Here is a 19,130-nt window from a genome sequence, read left to right as displayed (position 1 = left end):
TCTTGCCTTTCTGCCTAAAGTTACATAATCGATAAAGAAAGGATATGTGAGGAGTACGGCTATGTTTAAAACATTTGATACAATTTTTAAAGGTGCAACAGTGGTAAATCATGATGGAAGGAGTAAGCGTGATATTGGTATTACAAATGGCCGTATTGCTGAAATTGGGGATCTTACATGTGCATCTGCTGGTGAAGTGATTGATTGTACAGGGCTTCACATTTTACCAGGGATTATCGATAGTCAAGTTCATTTTCGTGAGCCAGGCAATGAACATAAGGAGGATTTGGAAAGTGGTTCGTATTCCGCTGTTTTAGGGGGCGTTACAGCAGTATTTGAAATGCCTAATACCAATCCATTAACCACATCGGAAGAAGCTTTGTCTGATAAAGTAAAACGCGGATTTCATCGGATGCATTGTGATTTTGCCTTTTGGGTTGGAGGAACACGTGAAAATGTACATGAATTGGCCGAATTAGAAAGACTTCCTGGAGCTGCGGGAATTAAAGTCTTTATGGGGTCTTCTACAGGTGCTCTTCTGGTGGATGATGATGAAAGTGTGCGTCTTATTTTGAAGAATATTCATCGTCGTGCAGCTTTTCATTCTGAAGATGAGGTAAGGCTCAGAGAACGTAAAATGTTGTGTATCGAAGGAGATGCATCATCGCACCCAGTTTGGCGTGACGAAGTCGCAGCATTAAAATGTACACAGCGCTTGGTGAAAATCGCCCATGAAACGAAGGCACGCATTCATGTGTTACATCTCTCTACTGCGGAAGAAATCGATTTTCTAAAAAAACATAAAGATGTTGCAACCATTGAAGTTACACAGCATCATTTGACTTTAACTGCTGATGATTATTTGCAGTTTGGCACATTGATTCAAATGAATCCACCTATTCGTGAAAGCCGCCACCGTGAGTCTCTTTGGTACGGTGTTCAGCAAGGTATTGTTGATGTATTAGGTTCTGATCACGCTCCTCATACGCTTGAAGAAAAGCTTAAAACTTATCCTGCGTCACCTTCAGGGATGACAGGTGTGCAGACAACAACGGCAATTATGCTAACACATGTAAATGTAGGAAAGCTTTCTCTTGAACGTTTTGTTGATCTCACTTCGCATGGCCCTAGCCGCATTTTTGGTATAAGCTGTAAAGGGCGCCTTGCTGTTGGATATGATGCTGATTTGACCATTGTTGATCTGAAGCGGGAAGAAACTATTACGAATGCATTAATTGGTTCGCGTGTAGGTTGGACACCTTATGATGGTAAAAAAGTTAAAGGATGGCCTGTTGGTACTATTATTCGTGGTATGCGTGTTATGTGGGAAGGTGAAATTATTACACCTTCGCAAGGTGAGCCTATTAAATTTATAGAAACTCTGGCGTGACAAGATTAAGGTTTGTACGGCTTTGTGGAATGATTTTGTGCATAAATAAAGGCTCTCTAACAATTTTGTGAAGACAAGGCATTTTGAAAGCCTAAGAGCTTTTGTAGGGGTTAATTATTAAGATGTATAAGAAGGTTTTCGGACAAGGCTCTACCCTCTTTAACATATCTTTGATTTGCTTCAATTGCTGACTGTGTACAATGATGATAATTTTCTGAGAAGGCGCGATATGCTTCATTAAACGCTTCGTAAAAATAAGCGCGTCTTTGTGGAATTGGTTGTTCTGCTTCGATCAGTGCGGTCATATAGTCATACCATTGGTTTGTTGGAGTCTTACAAAGATTATGTAAATAGTGCAGCGACCCCAAAATTTCTGCCAGTCGTAGCAATTTTGTTTCATAGGGTGGTGATTGTTGTGCAAAAGTTGGTGTTAAAGATAGAAAAAACGTTAAAAAAGTGATTTTTATCAATATATTACGCATTATTTTACTTTTCCTTTTTAATAAAACTTTGTAGATCACAATCGTGGATAAAATGGCTTTGTTGTAAAGGATATGTTAAAAGACAGGACGAAAATGGTTTGTGTATTATTACCAATGGTGGGTGTGTTATAAAATTTAGGGCATGAAAGAGAGTAAGGAAGCCTTCGTGAGGTTATGAAAAATTCTGATAAATCTTTATGTGGTTAAAGATTTTAGATTTTTTTATATGTAATTCCTTTTTCGTATGAGCTTACGTTATATAGCGCATTGCAAATTTTCTCTTGAGACAGTTTTCTCATCAAGAAAAGATATGGTCTTTATCGATAGAATGCTCTTATCCAATCAAATAAATTGGATTTTTTTTGCGAAAGATGATGGATACAGCTTAGATAAAGGGGAGGCGAGGTTATGAGAATTTTACATAAGAGACATGAAAGTTTTAGCATAACCACATAATGTAATGATCTTGAGTAAGATTCACCATAAAGAACGGCGAGTAATATCACTAACGGAGTATAATTTATGAGAGAGTTGCGATTTTATAATACGCTTACACGTAAAAAAGAAAATTTTACACCGATAGATGTGACTAAGGTACGCCTTTATGTTTGTGGTCCAACGGTTTATGATTATGCGCATATAGGAAATGCACGTCCCGTGATCGTTTTTGATATTTTATTTCGCTTATTGCGTCATGTTTATGGCAATGATCATGTTATATATGCGCGTAATATTACAGACGTGGATGATAAAATTAATGCACGAGCAGCTTGTGAATATCCAGAGCTAGCACTTAACGAAGCTATTCGCCAATTGACGGAACGTACATATTTTCAATTTCAACAAGATACACTAGCACTTGGTTGTTTGCTGCCCACCAGTCAACCGCGTGCAACTGATCATTTAGAAGAAATGCGCTCTTTGATTGAAAGGTTGCTTGAAAAAGGGCACGCTTATAAAGCGGAAAATCATATATTATTTTCTGTGAGTAGCATAAAAAAACATCCCCTTTATGGATCATTTGCAAAACGTTCTTTAAATGAAATGAGAGCCGGTGCGCGTGTTGATGTCGCTGCTTATAAAAGGGAGGAGATGGATTTTGTTTTATGGAAGCCCTCTGAGGATGGGGAACCAGGTTGGGTATCGCCGGCAGGAATTCCTGTCTTAGGTCGTCCGGGATGGCATATCGAATGTTCTGCGATGTCGATGGCAACGCTGTTAGCACCCTATGGCGGTGGATTGTTCTGTGATGATCCAACAGCGAATATTTTTGATATCCATGGTGGTGGTATCGATTTGATTTTTCCTCACCATGAAAATGAGATTGCACAAAGTTGTTCAGCTTTTGGAACTGAGCGGATGGCTAATCTTTGGATGCATAATGGATTTTTGCAAGTTGAAGGTAAAAAGATGTCTAAAAGCCTTGGCAATTTCATAACCATTCGTTCTGTTTTAGAGAGCGATTTTGTTGAGACTAGTAGTATTTTAACAGATGAAATGAAGAAAAATTGGGCTGGTTTGTCTGCACGTTTTTCAATGTTACAAACGCATTATCGTGAACCGTTAAATTGGACAGCTCAGCGTTTGGCGCAGTCTAGTAGCGAACTGTATCGTTGGTATCAATTGCTTCGCTATGAAAGAGAAAGAATAGAAAAAAGAGAATCGATTGATGAATCTTTGCTAAACGTACTAAGTGATGATCTTAATACTCCGAGTGCATTTACTCTTTTGCGAAAATTTTATAAAGCAGGAAATGCTATAGCGCTCGCAAATGGGATGAATTTATTTGGGCTCTTGCGGCAAGAATGGATTAGCGATCTAGAATGCCCACTGTTTATAAAAAAAACTTCTCTTGATGAAAAATTTATTGATCAGCGCATTGCCGAAAGGTTGCAGCTTATCCATAATAAAGAGTGGGCAGCTGCGGATACAATTCGTGATGAGCTTGCAGCCGAGGGGGTTTCACTCAAAGATAGCAAGGATTCACAAACTGGTGAACGTATAACCGTGTGGGAAATAAAACGCTTATAATTCCCGTATTCTAGCAGCTTTCATAACAAGGGAGAAAGTTTGATGGAATTTTTATATTATTACGGGTATGTCACATTTAAATTGATTGTAGGTCTTATCGCCTTCCTCTTGATTTTAAGAACAACGGGACGCGGAAACCTCAGTCAAATGACACCGGTTGATTTGATAAGCAATTTTGTGATGGGGAGTATCATTGGAGGGGTTGTTTATAATCCGAACATTAGTACTGTTCAATTGTTGATTGTTTTATGTATTTGGCAAGCTTTGGTTACATCTCTTAATTTTTTTGCACGCTATTCAGTTTTTTTTCGTCGTCTTGTTGCAGGACGGAATGTCACATTAGTTTTAGATAGTGTATTTCAAATGGATAAGATTAAGAGTTTGGGTATCAGCGTAAATGACTTGATTACGATGTTGCGAATTAAAGGTTGTAGTTTACATGAAGCAGCTTTTGTTCATTTAGAAACCAGTGGTGATTGTTCCGTTGTTAAAAAGGATGAGGGAAAAAAGTCTATCATTTTAGTAGAAAATGGCGAAATTATTGACGATGGACTTAAAGAGATTGGTAAATCAAAGACATGGCTTCAAGCAGAATTGAAAAAAAAGCGTGTAAAAGTTGAGAATTTATTTGCAGCAGAATGGTATGAGCATACAGACGAAAATAATAAATCTTATGATGGATTATTTCTTGTTCCTTTTTCAAAAACAGTCTAACCTCAAAGGTTAAAACGTATAGTTTGCCGGAGGCATATACAAAGAGATGATATGACCTGTAAACAGCAACAGGGTAGTTATCGTCTGTTGAGTGAATAATAGATAAGGACTTTATGGAACAGAGTGAAATGATAAAAACTGTGTCATCAGGTACAGGTCAAACTCTACGTACACTTTATAATTTATGGCCTTATATGTGGCCGGTGGATCGGCGCGATCTAAAAATGCGTGTATTATGGGCGATATTTTATCTTGTTTTGGCCAAGCTCGTTCTCATATGTGTGCCATATTTCTTTAAATACGCTACGGATGCACTTGATGCGAGCTTTAAGCTGCCTGTATGGTTTCCATCCAGTTGGGTTATTCCTATTATGCTGGTTTTAGCATATAATGTCACGCGTATTATTCAGGCTGGATTAAACCAGTTACGTGATTCTCTTTTTGCAACCGTTGGTCAACATGCTATTCGCCAATTAGCCTATAAGACTTTTGTGCATATTCATGGATTGTCTTTGCGATTTCATCTAGAAAGGCGAACAGGTGGACTTTCTCGTGTGATTGAGCGTGGTACGAAGGGAATTGAAGCTATCGTTAGATTTTCAATTCTGAACACAGTACCAACGGTTTTAGAATTTGTTTTGACAGCATTTGTATTTTACATAAGCTATGGATGGAACTATTTGTTCATAGTTGTAATAATGGTTGGCTTGTATATTTGGTTTACAATCAAGGCAAGTGATTGGCGCATTCGAATTCGGGAAAAAATGAATATGGCAGATACTGAGGCCAATACGCATGCTGTTGATTCTCTTTTGAACTTTGAAACTGTCAAATATTTTTGCAATGAAACTCTAGAAGCACGTCGATTTGATTCTTCTATGGCAAATTATGAAAAAGCGGCAACAAAAATTTGGACATCGTTAAGTTGGCTTAACTTTGGTCAGGCTCTTATTTTTGGTATTGGAATGACTGTTCTGATGTTGATGTCAGCTTATGAAATTTTTCATAAGACTCAAACTTTAGGAGATTTCGTTTTTATTAATGCGCTTTTAATACAGCTTTCTATTCCGCTGAATTTTATTGGCTCAATTTATCGTGACGTTCGACAAGGGTTAACTGATATTGAAGCTATGTTTGATCTTTTAGATGTGCAGCAGGAAATCGTTGATAAATCGGATGCCAAGCCATTGATAGTGCGTGATGGTAGTATTCGGTTTAACCAAGTAAAGTTTTCCTATGATCCGACTCGTCAGATTCTCAAAGATATTGATTTTGAGATCCCTGGAGGCAAAACCGTTGCGATTGTCGGTCCATCCGGTGCTGGTAAATCGACGATTTCTCGATTACTTTTTCGTTTTTATGATGTGGATGCGGGTTCTATCACAATCGACGGACAAGATATTCGTGATGTAACGCAAAAAAGTTTGCGTGAAGCTATCGGCATGGTACCGCAGGATACGGTATTATTTAATGATACTATTGCATATAATATTTTCTACGGGCGTCCAAGTGCTACAGAGGAAGAGATGCGCAAAGCTGCTGAAATGGCACAGATATCAAAATTTATTGAGATGCTTCCAGAAGGTTTTCAATCTATGGTAGGTGAGCGTGGGCTAAAACTATCAGGTGGTGAAAAACAACGTGTGGCTATTGCACGGACACTGTTAAAAGCTCCTCCACTTCTTATTCTGGATGAAGCAACAGCGGCTCTTGATACGACAACGGAACAAGAAATTCAACAAGCATTGGATATTATAAGCCGTGGGCGGACAACATTGATAATTGCGCATCGTCTTTCTACTGTTATAAATGCGGATGAAATTTTGGTTCTAAAAAATGGCCGTATTATTGAAAATGGGACGCATGCGGAGCTTTTACGTAAGAAAGGTTTATATGCTTCAATGTGGAATAAGCAGCTTGAAGCATCGCAAGCTGAAGAAAAATTACGTAAAATGCGTGAAGAGGATGAGACAGGCGTTGTTAATCGTAAAAAATAAGCTGCGCAAAATGTAACTTATATCTTTATATGGAGCGATTGATTAAGTACAAAAAAGATAAAGAGGAACAAAGAGATTTATTACTTGTTTAAATACTGTGAATGGGAAATTATATGAGTATTCTACAATCTATCCATAATAGTTTTGTGCCAATTCATAAAGAGGGTTATCCTTTTATTGTGGCGTTTTTTATTATTTCGCTCATTTTGGGTTGGGTATGGAGTCCATTGTTTTGGTGTGGCCTTGTTCTTACTGTGTGGTGTATATACTTCTTCCGTGATCCAGAGCGTGTGATCCCTTTGAATCCCAATTGGGTTATGTCTCCTGCTGATGGGCGTATCTCATTCGTTGAGCCATGTGTTCCACCTGAAGAATTAGGATTGGGTAGCAAAGAAATGATCCGTATTTCCGTATTTATGGATATTTTCTCGTGCCATATTAATCGTATTCCCATAAGTGGTACAGTAGAATCTATAGTTTATCGTCCAGGTCAGTTTAGAAATGCTGAGCTTGATAAAGCTAGCCAGTTTAACGAGCGTAATGGGCTGGTGATTGACAGCAAACACGGTAAAATTGGTATGGTACAGATAGCTGGGATGGTTGCTCGCAGGATTGTTTGTTGGTCGAAAGAAAATGATTCCGTTAATACCGGAGAACGATTTGGGTTGATCCGTTTTGGTTCTCGCCTTGATATTTATATACCTACTGAAGTAAAATTGCGTGTTGCGGTTGGCCAGACAGCAATTGCTGGAGAAACAGTTTTAGCTTCTTTTGATGATAAGAGTGCTACAACTGATTTCAGATTTGATTAGGACAGAAAATGAAATTTTTTTCACTATTTTCTTCATTTAATCCTGAGGGACAGCATGATGATATTGCAAATCGGTGGCGTTCACCTACACCCATGCGATATGTCATTCCTAATATTATCACTGTTTTGGCGATTTGCGCAGGGATGAGCAGTATTCGTTTGGCTTTTGAGCATCGCTATGAGGCTGCTATTTTAATGGTGCTTTTAGCAGCAGTCCTAGATGGTGCTGATGGTCGTATTGCTCGCTTGATGGATGGGAGTTCATCTTTTGGGGCGCAGATGGATTCTCTTGCTGATGTGGTTAATTTTGGTGTTGCTCCAGCGCTTATTGTTTACTCCTTTATTTTGACTCAAGCTCACCAGGTAGGTTGGGTAGCAGCACTTGTCTATTGTGTTGCTTGTTGTTTGCGATTAGCACGTTTTAATGTGATGTTGGATAACGCGGATATACCAAAATGGCAGGAAAATTATTTTATTGGCGTTCCTGCACCAGCAGGGGCGTTATTACTTTTATTGCCTATGTATTTAGGAGCTCTTGGTTTGATGCCGAGTTGGAGCTGGGCATTATTTTTTAGCCTTTATACTGTTATTATTGCTTTTCTATTGGTTAGTCGTTTACCGGTATGGAATGCAAAAACAATTGATCAAAGTTTGAGGCGCGATATCGTTGTACCGTGCATATTGGGCATTGTTATTTACGTAGGTTTTCTTGCAACTTACACATGGCACACTTTATTGATTACAGCTGTTAGCTATATGATTTTTCTCCCCTGTAGTTTTGTAGCTTATAATAAACGGGCTGCTTTGGAAGAAAAAAAGACCAGTGTTAAAACGATCAAAGAATCATAAAGCTTTATATTTTATTTTTGAAAAAGATAACAGAAGATATGCAAGAGCTTTTTTCTGATTCATCATAAAAGGGTTTGATATAAAAAAATTACTGTATTCGGAGTTTTTATTCAAATCACAAAATGATAAATTGTTATTATAAATCAATAGGTTAACTTAATAAGGTACATGATAATCCATAAACCGATTTTTACGGACATTAAATAGTCTTCCTGTCTCTTTTAAATCAGGCGATGATAAATGGACTATCTTTGTTGCAACGTCTTGTGGTGAAGGGAGAGTTTGAGGATCTTCACCAGGCATGGCTTGTGCACGCATGGCAGTACGTGTTGCGCCGGGATCAACACAATTAATTTTTATAGGGGTTTGCTTTAGTTCTTCTGCCCAACAACGAGCAATAATTTCTAAAGCAGCTTTAGAGGCTGCATAAGGTCCCCAGAAAGCGCGTGCAACATGAGCAACGCTTGAAGATAGTAGAATCGCTCGTCCAGCATTAGATTTACGCAATAAAGGTTCCATGGCTTTCATTAAGCGCCATTGGCTAATGAGATTTATTTGAAAAACATCTTCAAATACCATATTTTCGATATGTGCTATTGGTGAGAGCGTTCCAAGAATTCCTGCACTTGCGACCATAATATCGAGTTTTTTCCAGCGCTTAGAAATAGAAACGCTAAGAGTATCAATGTTTTCCATATGATGTAAGTCGAGTGGGATAAGTGTTGCACAAGCACCTTTTTCTCGGATTTTATTATCAAGTTCAGTGAGTCCACTCGCTGTGCGTGCTAGGGCAATAATGTGAGCACCACGTGTTGCGAGTTCTAATGCTAAATGGTAGCCAATACCTCTTGAAGCACCGGTAACAAGTGCAACACGACCAGAGAGACTAAAATCAAATTTTATCATCATTAATCTCTTGTTTTAAGGACAGATGATTGATGAATTTTGGGGATACTTTCTTGATCAACCAGATGTGTAGGGTATTGTCCAGTAAAATAATGGTCAGTAAATTGTGGATCAGCATTATTTCGTTTTTCTCCTGCTACAGCAAGATACAGACCATCCGTTGAAAGAAATTCTAATGAATCAGCTCCGACAAAATTGCACATGGATTTTAAATCTGGGTATTGATTAGCCAATAGACTTTCAACTTTAGGTGTATCAATGCCATAAAAATCGGGATAGAAAATCATAGGGCTAGAAATGCGCATATGAACTTCTTTTGCTCCTGCATCACGGAGCATTCGCACAATTTTGAGGGACGTTGTTCCACGGACAATAGAGTCATCAACCAGAATAACACGTTTTCCTTTTATGACAGAACGATTTGCAGAGTGCTTTAATTTTACTCCAAAAGCACGAATTTGTTGTGTTGGTTCAATAAAAGTGCGGCCAACATAGTGATTACGAATAATACCAAGCTCAAAGGGAATTCCAATTTTTTGTGCATAGCCAATTGCAGCAGGTGTTCCGCCATCAGGAACGGGAACTACAACATCACCTTCACAAGGAGCTTCTTGCGCCAAATAGATTCCCATATTTTTACGGACCGTGTAAACACTACGCCCTCCAACAATTGAATCAGGACGTGCAAAATAGACATATTCAAAAAGGCACAGTCTTTCAGGTTTTTCATTCTCTGGTTCTATAATTTTTTTAGTAATTTCCCCATTTTTTTGTATTTCACATATGATAATTTCGCCATTTTTAACATCGCGGACATATTTTGCTCCAATAATATCAAGTGCACAGGTTTCGGAACAAAAGATTGGTTTACCATCAAGCTCACCCATCACGAGAGGTCGAATTCCTGTTGGATCTCGCGCTGCAATGAGCTTAGTGCGTGTGAGCGCCAACATGGCATATCCACCTTCCACTTGCCGAATAGCATCGACAAAACGATCAGATGACGATTCATAAGGTGAACGGGCAATAAGATGAAGAAAAACTTCTGAATCTGATGTCGATTGACAGATGGCACCCGAGGCAATGAGTTTGCGGCGTAGTGTAAGACCATTGGTGAGATTGCCATTATGGGCAATAGCAATACCTCCAACTTTTAATTCAGCAAAAAGAGGCTGAACGTTGCGTAATGCTATTTCTCCAGTTGTTGAATAACGGGTGTGTCCGATAGCACGATTTCCCGGTAAACGGGCAAGTGTTGCAGGGTTTGTATAGTGATCACCAACAAGACCTAGATGTTTTTCTTGATGAAACATTTTGTTGTGGTAAGAAACAATACCAGCTGCTTCTTGCCCACGATGCTGAAGTGCATGGAGTCCGAGAGCTGTTAACGTTGCCGCATCTTCATGACCAAGAATACCAAAAACTCCACATTCCTCATGTAGGGTATCGTCATCCAATGAAAAATCCTGACAGGAAATGTCGCTTTTTATCATTATATTCTTTCAGTTGTGATATGAAGAATGATTATATCATACTTCCCATATTATTTGAAACTTTTTGTCCATGACAAACTCTTCCCCATTTTGCCAAATCACCTCTTCATGAGGGTATTTATTTTTGTATATTAGTATCGTCTCCTTTAAAAATTTTTTCTGCCTTTTCGAGAACAATATCGAGATCTTTGGGGAGTATTTCCCAAACTTTTTGTCCTAATGAATCTAAGATGGGTTTTGTTGTTGCATTTTTTAACCAATGAGCTTGGTTCTCAGGTTTAATAAGCGCATTAATAAGGAGCATACCGATAACCATGATAAATAAACCGCGGAGTGCTCCAAAAACAAAACCGATAGTACGGTCTAGGATGCCAATTCGACTATCAATAATAAAATCAGAGATCTTCATTGTAATGATTGAAGTAATAATGAGAACAATAATAAAAATCATAACCAATGTTGTAATCAACGCAATCATTTTATTAGAGAGATATTGCTCAAAGAAGGGCAAGACAGGTTTGAATAAAAACAGTGTAGCAACAGCTGCGATCGCCCAAGAAGCCAACGAAAGCACTTCGCGTGAAAACCCTCGGAGCATAGCGAGAAAAGCGGAGAACAGGATGACAGCTACGACAATTCCATCAAGGACTGTTATGATCATTTGTTTGTTCCTTATACATAAAGTTGTGTTCTTTTAAGTTATATACAAATGCATTTCTGGTTATGCTATTTTCTGTTCTTATAGCAGGGATTTTATATTTTGTAGAGTTTTTTCTATATTATCATGTGTGTGGTGCAGACCATCTTTTACCTGCGGTAATAGCGGCAACCAGCTCAGGAAGGTCGGAGACTGTTTTTCGTTGAAAATTTAGTGATTTCACCATTTTTGTCGTTGTAGTAGGTTGAACAGCTCCTTGAAAGCCAAGTTTTTTTGCTTCATTGATGCGCTGTGTTGAATGAGCAACAGCGCGGATAGCTCCTGAAAGGCTGATTTCACCAAAATAGACACAATTCGTTGGGAGAGGAATATTTGCGAGAGAGGATACCAAGGCTGCTGCAACAGCTAAATCAGCTGCTGGCTCTGATATGCGATATCCACCTGCAACGTTAAGATAGACATCGTGTTGTCCAAAGCGAACGCCGCAATGGGCCTCTAGAACAGCAAGAATCATTGAAAGGCGATTTCCATCCCATCCTACAACAGCACGTCGTGGTGTTCCAAGTGAAGAGGGAGCAACAAGTGCTTGAATTTCTACTAGTATCGGGCGTGTCCCTTCCATTCCTGCAAAAACAGCAGCTCCTGGAGCTTTTTCATTTCGTTCACCCAAAAACAGTTCAGATGGATTGATGACCTCCCGTAATCCTTTATCGGACATTTCAAAAACACCAATTTCATCCGTTGGCCCGAAGCGGTTTTTTACAGTTCTAAGGATTCGATAATGATGTCCACCTTCACCTTCAAAATAAAGAACAGCATCAACCATATGTTCGACAACCCGTGGACCAGCAATCTGTCCATCTTTTGTCACATGGCCTACAAGAACAACAGCTGTTCCTGTTTTTTTGGCAAAGCGAATCATTGCTTGAGCACCAATGCGCACTTGTGTGACGGTACCAGGTGCTGAATCAGCAGCATCTGACCATAGGGTTTGAATAGAATCGATGATAACCATATCAAGTTTTTTATGTTCGCTTAAAGTTGCAAGGATATCTTCAACATTAGTTTCAGCGGCGAGTTTAACTTCTGTATTGGCTGCTCCAAGCCTTTGTGCACGGAGGCAGATTTGTGCGATAGCTTCTTCACCTGAAACATAGATGACGTGATGTCCTTTTCGCGATAAGGCCGCTGCTGTTTGGGTCAGCAATGTTGATTTTCCAATACCTGGGTCGCCACCAACAAGTAATGCTGATCCACGCACAAAGCCTCCTCCGGTGACACGATCAAGTTCAGCAATGCCAGAATGGATACGGGGAGCATCTTCAAGATCTCCAGAAAGAGATGTAAGGGCAACTATACGTCCCTTACGAACATTTTGCATAGGACCAGTACCGATGCCACCATTCGCATTTTCTTCGATAAGGGAATTCCATTCGCCACAAGAACTACATTTCCCAGCCCAACGTGAATAAATGGTTCCACAATTTTGGCAGATAAATTGAATACGGTTGCGTGCCATAGTGGTTTAACCAATTTGTTCTGGAAGATAATTACTGTCTGCCAAATCGCTGAAACGTGTGAAATCAGACTGAAAGGCAAGGTGAATGGTTCCTGTTGGTCCATGGCGTTGTTTTGCGATAATAACGTCAGCTTTCCCAAAAGCTTTGTCCATTGCATCCTGCCATTTCACATATTCATCAGGGCGACCAAAATTAGGTAAATCATTTTTGAGATAATATTCTTCACGATAGACAAAAAGCACAATATCGGCATTCTGCTCAATTGAACCAGATTCCCGCAAATCTAAGAGTTTTGGGCGTTTATCTGTTCGATTTTCAATTTGGTGTGAAAGCTGTGAAAGAGCAATAATGGGAATATTCAATTCTTTAGCTAGTGCTTTAAGACCTATGGTAATTTCTTGAGTATGGTTCTCAAATGAACGCCTTGAATTGCTTGTCATTAACTGGATGTAGTCAATAATCAAGACATCCAAACCATGTTGCCGCTTGAGACGCCGCGCACGTGCTGCCAGTTGCGCGATTGATATTCCCCCAGTTTGATCAATATGAAGTGGTGCTTTTTGTAGATGATTTATTGCACGGATTATTTTTGAAAATTGTTCTTCTGAAATATTACCACGTCGAATATCAGAAGAAGAGACTTCTGTTTGTTCGGAAATAATACGAGTTGCAAGCTGTTCTGATGACATTTCCAGCGAAAAAAAACCGACAATACCTCCCTCATTTTTTTGCGATGGATTCTTTGTTTTTGCATCATGATTGTAAGCATTAGCAATATTAAAGGCAATATTGGTAGCAAGTGCGGTTTTTCCCATACCAGAGCATCCAGCGAGGATAATTAAGTCAGATTTTTGTAATCCTCCCATTTTTTCATCAAGTGTTTTAATATGGGTAGCTATTCCCGATAATTGAGAGGGATGCTTTCTAGCAGCACTTGCCATGCCGAAAACTCTTTTGAGAGCTTCATTTAAACTTTCAAATCCACTTTCATCTTTTTCTTTTTTATCTAGTGTAGTCATTCATTTATCTCTTTTTTTTGGTGTAAATGTGTATTGGGTTCCCGGAGTTTTTTTGTATCAAGAATCATTTATATTTTGTAGGATTTTCTCTTAACTCAGAAGGATTAGAAACTATTTTTTTAGTTTTGCAATTTTATCGTTTGAGTTATAATAGCAGGGTAGATAATGCCGTGAAAGCTATATTTTGGGCTGCTTTTTTATCAATTGGCCGAAAAAATTTTCACGGTATCTTAAGATACGGTGTTTCCAGTTTAACCTCTGTATTTTTAGTATCAAACCTTTGTGCACAAAGGCAGATTTGTGTAACGGCTTCTTCATCTGAAACATAAATGAGATTATGCCCTTTTCGCGACAAGGTGGCTGCTGTTTGTGTCAGCAATGTTGATTTTCCAATACCTGGGTCGTCACCAACAAGTAATACTGATCCACGCACAAAAGCCTCCTTCAGTAACACGATCAAGTTCCGTAATTCCAGAATGGATACGGGGAGCCTCTTCAAGATCTCCAGAAAGAGATGTAAGGGCAACTATACGTCCCTTACGAACATTTTGCATAGGACAAGTACCGATTCCGCCATTCGTCACAGGAACTACATTTCCCAGCCCAACGTGAATAAATGGTTCCACAATTTTGGCAGGTAAATTGAATACGGTTGCGTGCCATGGGATTTAACCAATTTGTTCTGGGAGATAATTACTGTCTGCCAAATCGCTGAAACGTGTGAAATCAGACTGAAAGGCAAGATGAATGGTTCCTGTTGGTCCATGGCGTTGTTTCGCGATAATAACGTCAGCTTTTCCCGTAACTTTATCCATTGCATCCTGCCATGTTATATGTTCAGGGACACCCTCTTTAGGTTGTTCATTTTTGAGATAATATTCTTCACGATAGACAAAAAGTACGATGTCGGCATCTTGTTCAATTGAGCCAGATTCTCGTAAATCTGAAAGTTGTGGTCTTTTGTCTGTTCGATTTTCGACTTGGCGTGAAAGCTGTGAAAGCGCAATAATAGGAATATTCAATTCTTTAGCTAATGCTTTTAACCCTGTGGTAATTTCCGTAATTTCTTGAACACGATTTTCTGATGAACGCTTTGAATTGCTTGTCATTAACTGGATATAGTCAACAATTAAGACATCCAAACCATGTTGCCGTTTGAGACGACGTGCACGGGCAGCCAGTTGCGTGATTGATATACCACCTGTTTGATCGATATAAAGCGGCGCTTTTTGTAGACGATTTATTGCACGGATTATTTTTGAAAATTGTTCTTCTGAAATATTACCACGTCGAATATCAGAAGAAGAGACTTCTGTTTGTTCTGAAATAATACGGGTTGCGAGCTGTTCTGATGACATTTCCAGCGAGAAGAATCCAACAATGCCTCCTTCATTTTCTTGTATTTTAGCATCACGATTGCAAGCATTAGCAATATTGAAGGCAATATTGGTAGCAAGTGCGGTTTTTCCCATACCTGGGCGTCCAGCAAGAATAATTAAGTCAGATTTTTGTAATCCTCCCATTTTTTCATCAAGTGTTTTAATATGGGTAGCTATTCCTGATAACTGTGAGGAACGCTTTTTGGCAGCACTTGCCATGTCAACAGCTTTTTTGATAGCCTCATTGAAATTTTCAAATCCCCCTCCATACTTTCCCTTTTCTGCTAATTCAAACAAATTTTGTTCAATAATTTCAATTTGTTGAGATGGCGTAAGCTCTATAGGAGCATTAAAGGCTGTATTGACAACTTGTGTTCCAAGATTAATCAAAGAGCGTCGGATAAAGAGATCATATATGACCCGTCCGTAGTCTTCAGAATTAATGATTGTCACCGCTTCTGTGGCTAAACGCACAACGTAATTGTATACGGTGATATCTCCAATCTTTTCTTCGGCTGGAATGAAGGATTTAATAGTACGAGGTTCTGCAAGCCTTCCGTTTTTGATAATGTAAGACAAAACGTCATAGATTTTTTGATGCAAAGGTTCAAAAAAATGTTCTGGTTTTAGAAAATCTGAGACACGATCAAGTGCGTCATTGTTAATGAGGATTGCTCCAAGCAACGCTTGTTCAGCCTCAATATTATGCGGAAGTTGTTGAAATGAAGGAGGATCTTCTTTTTGTGAAGAGCTGAAATTGACAACGCTTTTTTCTTCCATAACGTTTTTTTCCACTAAGATTTTGCGTTTGGCTATCTAAATGATAAATAGAGTCCTGTACACTAGAATTACAAATCTTCATTTTAAATTAAAATCATACTTTCAAATTTTTTTAAAATTCTGCTCTTCAATTGCTTACTCACAATATATGTATCATTTGTATGTAAATATTCCTTTATCTTTTGTAACTTAAAAATTTTAGAGAGTGTTGAGTAAATTTTCAAAATTATATTTAAGTATTCTCAAAGTGTTAGGGTGTATTCCTAATATTTTAACATTACATGGTCTTAATATTATCAGAGCATGGAAGATGACTTTTTTCTTTCTGATTGGAATTATTTCATATGATGTAGGGACATAAAAAATTGTTATCCATATTAAGCTTATCTTTTTAGTGCCGAATCTTAAATTTTTTGCTTCTTTTTTGGTCAAATAACGTATGAGAGCGTTTTTCAGTGCTTCATTGATGGCTTTTAGACTACTATATAATGCACCAAAGACTGCCTCTTCCATAGAAATTCATTGTTTAGAGTGAATTATAAAACCCTCAGCTTTTAAAGCTGAGGGTTTTATAACACGCTAGTATATCAAACGGTAGAAAAATAAAAGATACAATACAGATAGGGCAAAGAGCAATTAACCTTCTTCTTTCACACTATCTACATCGTTGTCATTCATTTCTTCTGCCAACGGCTCTTCTTGATCTTCTGTTAAGGGTTTCTCCTGAATATCAAACATTTTTTCAGAAGAAGTTAGAGTTTCACCTTCTGCTTGGCGTTGTGCTTCATTGGCTGAACGCGCAACGTTAATGATTACAGAAACTTGAACTTCAGGGTGTAGGGTAAGAGTAATAGTATGCAGACCAATAGTTTTTATTGGATGGTTAAGTTCAACCTGATTCCTTCCAATAGAAAATCCTTCAACAGTTATAATTTCAGAAATATCACGTGTTGAGACAGATCCGTAAAGTTGCCCTGTTTCACCAGCTGAACGGATGGCAATAAATGATTTATTATCGAGTTTTTCAGCAATTTTTTGTGCTTCACTTTTGCGTTCAAGGTTACGTGCTTCAAGTTGAGTGCGTTGTATTTCAAAATGTTTTTTATTAGCTTCATTTGCCCGTAAAGCTTTACCTTGAGGCAAGAGAAAGTTACGTGCATAACCATCTTTAACCGAGACAATATCACCCATCTGACCAAGACGAGGAATACGCTCAAGTAGAATAATATCCATAGTTTTTCCTTTCGAACAAATAAATTTAGTGAAGTTTTTTGCGTGATTGAAAGTTGTATTGAACAGTTGCCCAAATACCCATCAAAAGCATCATGAAAGAAATAGGTGGAGCAAAAACAACAGTTAAAATAGCAATATAAACAAGAGAGAGTATAATAATCCGGCCGTTAATTCCTTTTGTGATATCATGGAGATATGCTAACCCACTGATTGATATGATGACAGTATATGCAGTGCTAAAAACACGAGTACTCAGATTAACGGTAGCACTAAATTCAGCCATTGATACTATACAAACAACAATGAAAATAACAATTCCAGAAATTGGAAGGCGGAGAGTTTTGCTCCAATCATCACGAGGCCTTTTTAACCACTTCATATGTTGTGCTGTTATCATCGAAAAATAAAGATTACCAATGAGAAAAATTAAACTATAAATCGTCAGAGCAATAGCCGTCAAAGTTGCTGCATGTGTCATTAGAAACTCACTAAAAGTGTGTATATCAGCTTCCTTTACAGACTGCGATTGTTGCATAGCTTGTGCTATGTTTGCGGTAATTTTTTTTGCGATGAGGGGTGTGGATGGACGGCTTTGGACATAAAGCCCAATGAAGGTTGCTATAAGAGCAATAAAGTTAGTTAAATGAAAAATAACCGATGATAATGGATACCATATCAGGGCATTTTCCTTTTGCGCTGGTCGTGCAAGCCCAAGGAGCCAAGAAGCATAAACAGCAGGAAGGAAAAATAATAGCATAAAGCTGAGAGCAACGTAGCTATTAGTGGTTATAACAAGAACAGCAGTAGCACTTATTAAGGCAACGAGACTGGCTAAGGTACCTTGACCGAACGCAACAATGAAAATTGGGAATGAAAGAAAGCACCCAAGAAGAAGAGAAAAATAGGGAGCGATATTCGCGACACTGATAATTGCCATTCCTATCACAACAGCAAACAGTCCCGCCAAAATGCCGGTCATTATTTTATAAACACGAAAGTTTTTCATTTATCGCTGTCCTGCCTTCTGCAGTTAGGGGCATTATAACGCCCCAACTTTTGGTATTTTATATAGCCCCGTATAGTCCGTAATCAGCTATGTTGTTGAACCACACAAGAAAAGCAGCTGGAGAGATTCTACAGCTACATAGTATAAACTAATAGCTTACCTTATAACGTATGGAAGTAAACCTAGAAAACGGGCACGTTTGATAGCATTAGCCAATTCACGCTGTTTTTTCTGACTGACGGCCGTAATGCGTGAAGGAACAATTTTTCCACGTTCTGAAATATAACGTTGCAATAATTTGACATCTTTATAATCAATTTTAGGCGCATTAGTACCTGAAAATGGGCATGTTTTGCGACGACGATGAAAGGGACGACGTGCTGCATTTTGATTAATATCAGTCATCATTCTACTCCTTCTATGGCATCTTCGCGTTGACGGCGCGAGGAGCGAGGGCGTTCTCCATCTTGACCAATGTGGTCATTACGATCAAGGCGTGAGAACATAGCAGACTTCTCTTGTTCGTGTTTTTCTACGCGAATGGTTAGGTAACGCAAAATATCTTCATTGATACGCATTTGACGTTCAACTTCAGCAATCGCTGCGGCTGGTGCATCGATATTAACCAGTACATAATAAGCTTTACGATTTTTGCGAATACGATATGCAAGGGAACGAAGTCCCCAATTTTCTATACGCCCAACTTTACCACCGTACGCTTCAATGACACCTTTGTAGACATTTACAAGTTCATCAATTTGCTGCGGCGCAATATCCTGTCGGGCAAGGAACATATGTTCATAAAGAGCCATTGTTTTGCCTTTCTTCAATTAAACTTTACCGGTTTTAGCGCAAAGCCTCT

General features: G+C 38.7%; 15 protein-coding genes and 3 pseudogenes. 6 read left to right on the top strand and 12 right to left on the bottom strand.

The annotated features are described in order from the left end of the window. Positions 1–61: 61 nt before the first annotated feature. Positions 62–1,390 carry a dihydroorotase gene (locus LBE40_RS04495; RefSeq protein WP_004860322.1) on the top strand — a complete coding sequence of 443 codons (1,329 nt, stop codon included), beginning with the start codon at positions 62–64 and terminating at the stop codon, positions 1,388–1,390. A gap of 110 nt (positions 1,391–1,500) precedes the next feature. Here the strand turns inward: LBE40_RS04495 and LBE40_RS04490 are convergent, their stop codons facing one another. Next, positions 1,501–1,872 carry a TIGR02301 family protein gene (locus tag LBE40_RS04490; protein ID WP_004860321.1) on the bottom strand — a complete coding sequence of 124 codons (372 nt, stop codon included), beginning with the start codon at positions 1,870–1,872 and terminating at the stop codon, positions 1,501–1,503. A 522-nt stretch (positions 1,873–2,394) separates the two neighbouring features. Between LBE40_RS04490 and cysS the strand changes: the two genes are divergently transcribed. From cysS to pssA, 5 genes are all read left to right on the top strand, one after another. Beyond that, positions 2,395–3,903, top strand: coding sequence for a cysteine--tRNA ligase (gene cysS, locus LBE40_RS04485; RefSeq protein WP_004860319.1), 1,509 nt, complete (start codon positions 2,395–2,397; stop codon positions 3,901–3,903). A gap of 42 nt (positions 3,904–3,945) precedes the next feature. Then, entirely contained in the window at positions 3,946–4,617 is a 672-nt protein-coding gene (locus LBE40_RS04480) for a DUF421 domain-containing protein (protein WP_004860318.1), read from the top strand. A gap of 113 nt (positions 4,618–4,730) precedes the next feature. Then, a complete protein-coding gene (locus LBE40_RS04475) occupies positions 4,731–6,614 on the top strand; it encodes an ABCB family ABC transporter ATP-binding protein/permease (protein WP_004860316.1) in 1,884 nt (627 codons plus the stop codon). A gap of 113 nt (positions 6,615–6,727) precedes the next feature. Further along, positions 6,728–7,426: a phosphatidylserine decarboxylase gene (locus tag LBE40_RS04470; RefSeq protein ID WP_004860315.1), complete on the top strand. Its 699-nt coding sequence runs from the start codon at positions 6,728–6,730 to the stop codon at positions 7,424–7,426. Between the two features lie 8 nt (positions 7,427–7,434). After that, positions 7,435–8,274: a CDP-diacylglycerol--serine O-phosphatidyltransferase gene (pssA, locus tag LBE40_RS04465; protein ID WP_004860312.1), complete on the top strand. Its 840-nt coding sequence runs from the start codon at positions 7,435–7,437 to the stop codon at positions 8,272–8,274. A 156-nt stretch (positions 8,275–8,430) separates the two neighbouring features. Here the strand turns inward: pssA and LBE40_RS04460 are convergent, their stop codons facing one another. The 11 genes and pseudogenes from LBE40_RS04460 to rpsF form a co-directional block, all read right to left on the bottom strand. Continuing rightward, positions 8,431–9,180 (bottom strand): SDR family NAD(P)-dependent oxidoreductase, encoded by a 750-nt coding sequence (locus LBE40_RS04460; RefSeq protein WP_004860310.1) that lies wholly within the window; start codon positions 9,178–9,180, stop codon positions 8,431–8,433. A gap of 2 nt (positions 9,181–9,182) precedes the next feature. After that, complete coding sequence (gene purF, locus LBE40_RS04455) at positions 9,183–10,673, bottom strand: amidophosphoribosyltransferase (protein ID WP_004860308.1); 1,491 nt, start codon at positions 10,671–10,673, stop codon at positions 9,183–9,185. 36 nt (positions 10,674–10,709) lie between these two features. Beyond that, positions 10,710–11,334: pseudogene (locus LBE40_RS04450) on the bottom strand (CvpA family protein). Positions 11,335–11,455: 121 nt separating this feature from the next. Continuing rightward, entirely contained in the window at positions 11,456–12,850 is a 1,395-nt protein-coding gene (radA, locus tag LBE40_RS04445) for a DNA repair protein RadA (RefSeq protein WP_004860303.1), read from the bottom strand. Positions 12,851–12,856: 6 nt separating this feature from the next. Beyond that, positions 12,857–13,846, bottom strand: a pseudogene (locus LBE40_RS04440) (DnaB-like helicase C-terminal domain-containing protein); the annotation flags it as partial. A gap of 271 nt (positions 13,847–14,117) precedes the next feature. Further along, a pseudogene (locus tag LBE40_RS04435) lies at positions 14,118–14,533 on the bottom strand (ATPase domain-containing protein); the annotation flags it as partial. Between the two features lie 5 nt (positions 14,534–14,538). Beyond that, on the bottom strand, positions 14,539–16,029 hold the full coding sequence (locus LBE40_RS04430) for a replicative DNA helicase (protein WP_004860295.1): 1,491 nt from the start codon (positions 16,027–16,029) through the stop codon (positions 14,539–14,541). Between the two features lie 636 nt (positions 16,030–16,665). Beyond that, positions 16,666–17,262, bottom strand: coding sequence for a 50S ribosomal protein L9 (gene rplI, locus LBE40_RS04425; RefSeq protein ID WP_004860293.1), 597 nt, complete (start codon positions 17,260–17,262; stop codon positions 16,666–16,668). A 25-nt stretch (positions 17,263–17,287) separates the two neighbouring features. Next, entirely contained in the window at positions 17,288–18,268 is a 981-nt protein-coding gene (locus tag LBE40_RS04420) for a hypothetical protein (RefSeq protein WP_004860291.1), read from the bottom strand. A gap of 156 nt (positions 18,269–18,424) precedes the next feature. After that, the gene (gene rpsR / locus LBE40_RS04415; protein WP_004860290.1) at positions 18,425–18,673 is read right to left on the bottom strand and encodes a 30S ribosomal protein S18; all 249 of its coding nucleotides are present in this window, start codon (positions 18,671–18,673) and stop codon (positions 18,425–18,427) included. Beyond that, a complete protein-coding gene (gene rpsF, locus LBE40_RS04410) occupies positions 18,673–19,080 on the bottom strand; it encodes a 30S ribosomal protein S6 (protein WP_004860288.1) in 408 nt (135 codons plus the stop codon). The genes rpsR and rpsF overlap by 1 nt, the downstream gene beginning before the upstream one ends. Positions 19,081–19,130 lie beyond the last annotated feature (50 nt).

Origin of the sequence: Bartonella taylorii, assembly GCF_023920105.1 — a bacterium.
GTDB lineage: Bacteria > Pseudomonadota > Alphaproteobacteria > Rhizobiales > Rhizobiaceae > Bartonella > Bartonella taylorii.
The sequence above is the reverse complement of the archived record's forward strand: the minus strand, read 5'-3'. Positions and strand labels throughout refer to the sequence as shown.

Bases quoted from the DNA above. Each gene is read 5' to 3' on its own strand.
- LBE40_RS04495 (WP_004860322.1), top strand. From the start codon at position 62: ATGTTTAAAACATTTGATACAATTTTTAAAGGTGCAACAGTGGTAAAT.
- LBE40_RS04490 (WP_004860321.1), bottom strand. From the start codon at position 1,872: ATGCGTAATATATTGATAAAAATCACTTTTTTAACGTTTTTTCTATCT.
- cysS (WP_004860319.1), top strand. From the start codon at position 2,395: ATGAGAGAGTTGCGATTTTATAATACGCTTACACGTAAAAAAGAAAAT.
- LBE40_RS04480 (WP_004860318.1), top strand. From the start codon at position 3,946: ATGGAATTTTTATATTATTACGGGTATGTCACATTTAAATTGATTGTA.
- LBE40_RS04475 (WP_004860316.1), top strand. From the start codon at position 4,731: ATGGAACAGAGTGAAATGATAAAAACTGTGTCATCAGGTACAGGTCAA.
- LBE40_RS04470 (WP_004860315.1), top strand. From the start codon at position 6,728: ATGAGTATTCTACAATCTATCCATAATAGTTTTGTGCCAATTCATAAA.
- pssA (WP_004860312.1), top strand. From the start codon at position 7,435: ATGAAATTTTTTTCACTATTTTCTTCATTTAATCCTGAGGGACAGCAT.
- LBE40_RS04460 (WP_004860310.1), bottom strand. From the start codon at position 9,180: ATGATAAAATTTGATTTTAGTCTCTCTGGTCGTGTTGCACTTGTTACC.
- purF (WP_004860308.1), bottom strand. From the start codon at position 10,673: ATGATAAAAAGCGACATTTCCTGTCAGGATTTTTCATTGGATGACGAT.
- radA (WP_004860303.1), bottom strand. From the start codon at position 12,850: ATGGCACGCAACCGTATTCAATTTATCTGCCAAAATTGTGGAACCATT.
- LBE40_RS04430 (WP_004860295.1), bottom strand. From the start codon at position 16,029: ATGGAAGAAAAAAGCGTTGTCAATTTCAGCTCTTCACAAAAAGAAGAT.
- rplI (WP_004860293.1), bottom strand. From the start codon at position 17,262: ATGGATATTATTCTACTTGAGCGTATTCCTCGTCTTGGTCAGATGGGT.
- LBE40_RS04420 (WP_004860291.1), bottom strand. From the start codon at position 18,268: ATGAAAAACTTTCGTGTTTATAAAATAATGACCGGCATTTTGGCGGGA.
- rpsR (WP_004860290.1), bottom strand. From the start codon at position 18,673: ATGACTGATATTAATCAAAATGCAGCACGTCGTCCCTTTCATCGTCGT.
- rpsF (WP_004860288.1), bottom strand. From the start codon at position 19,080: ATGGCTCTTTATGAACATATGTTCCTTGCCCGACAGGATATTGCGCCG.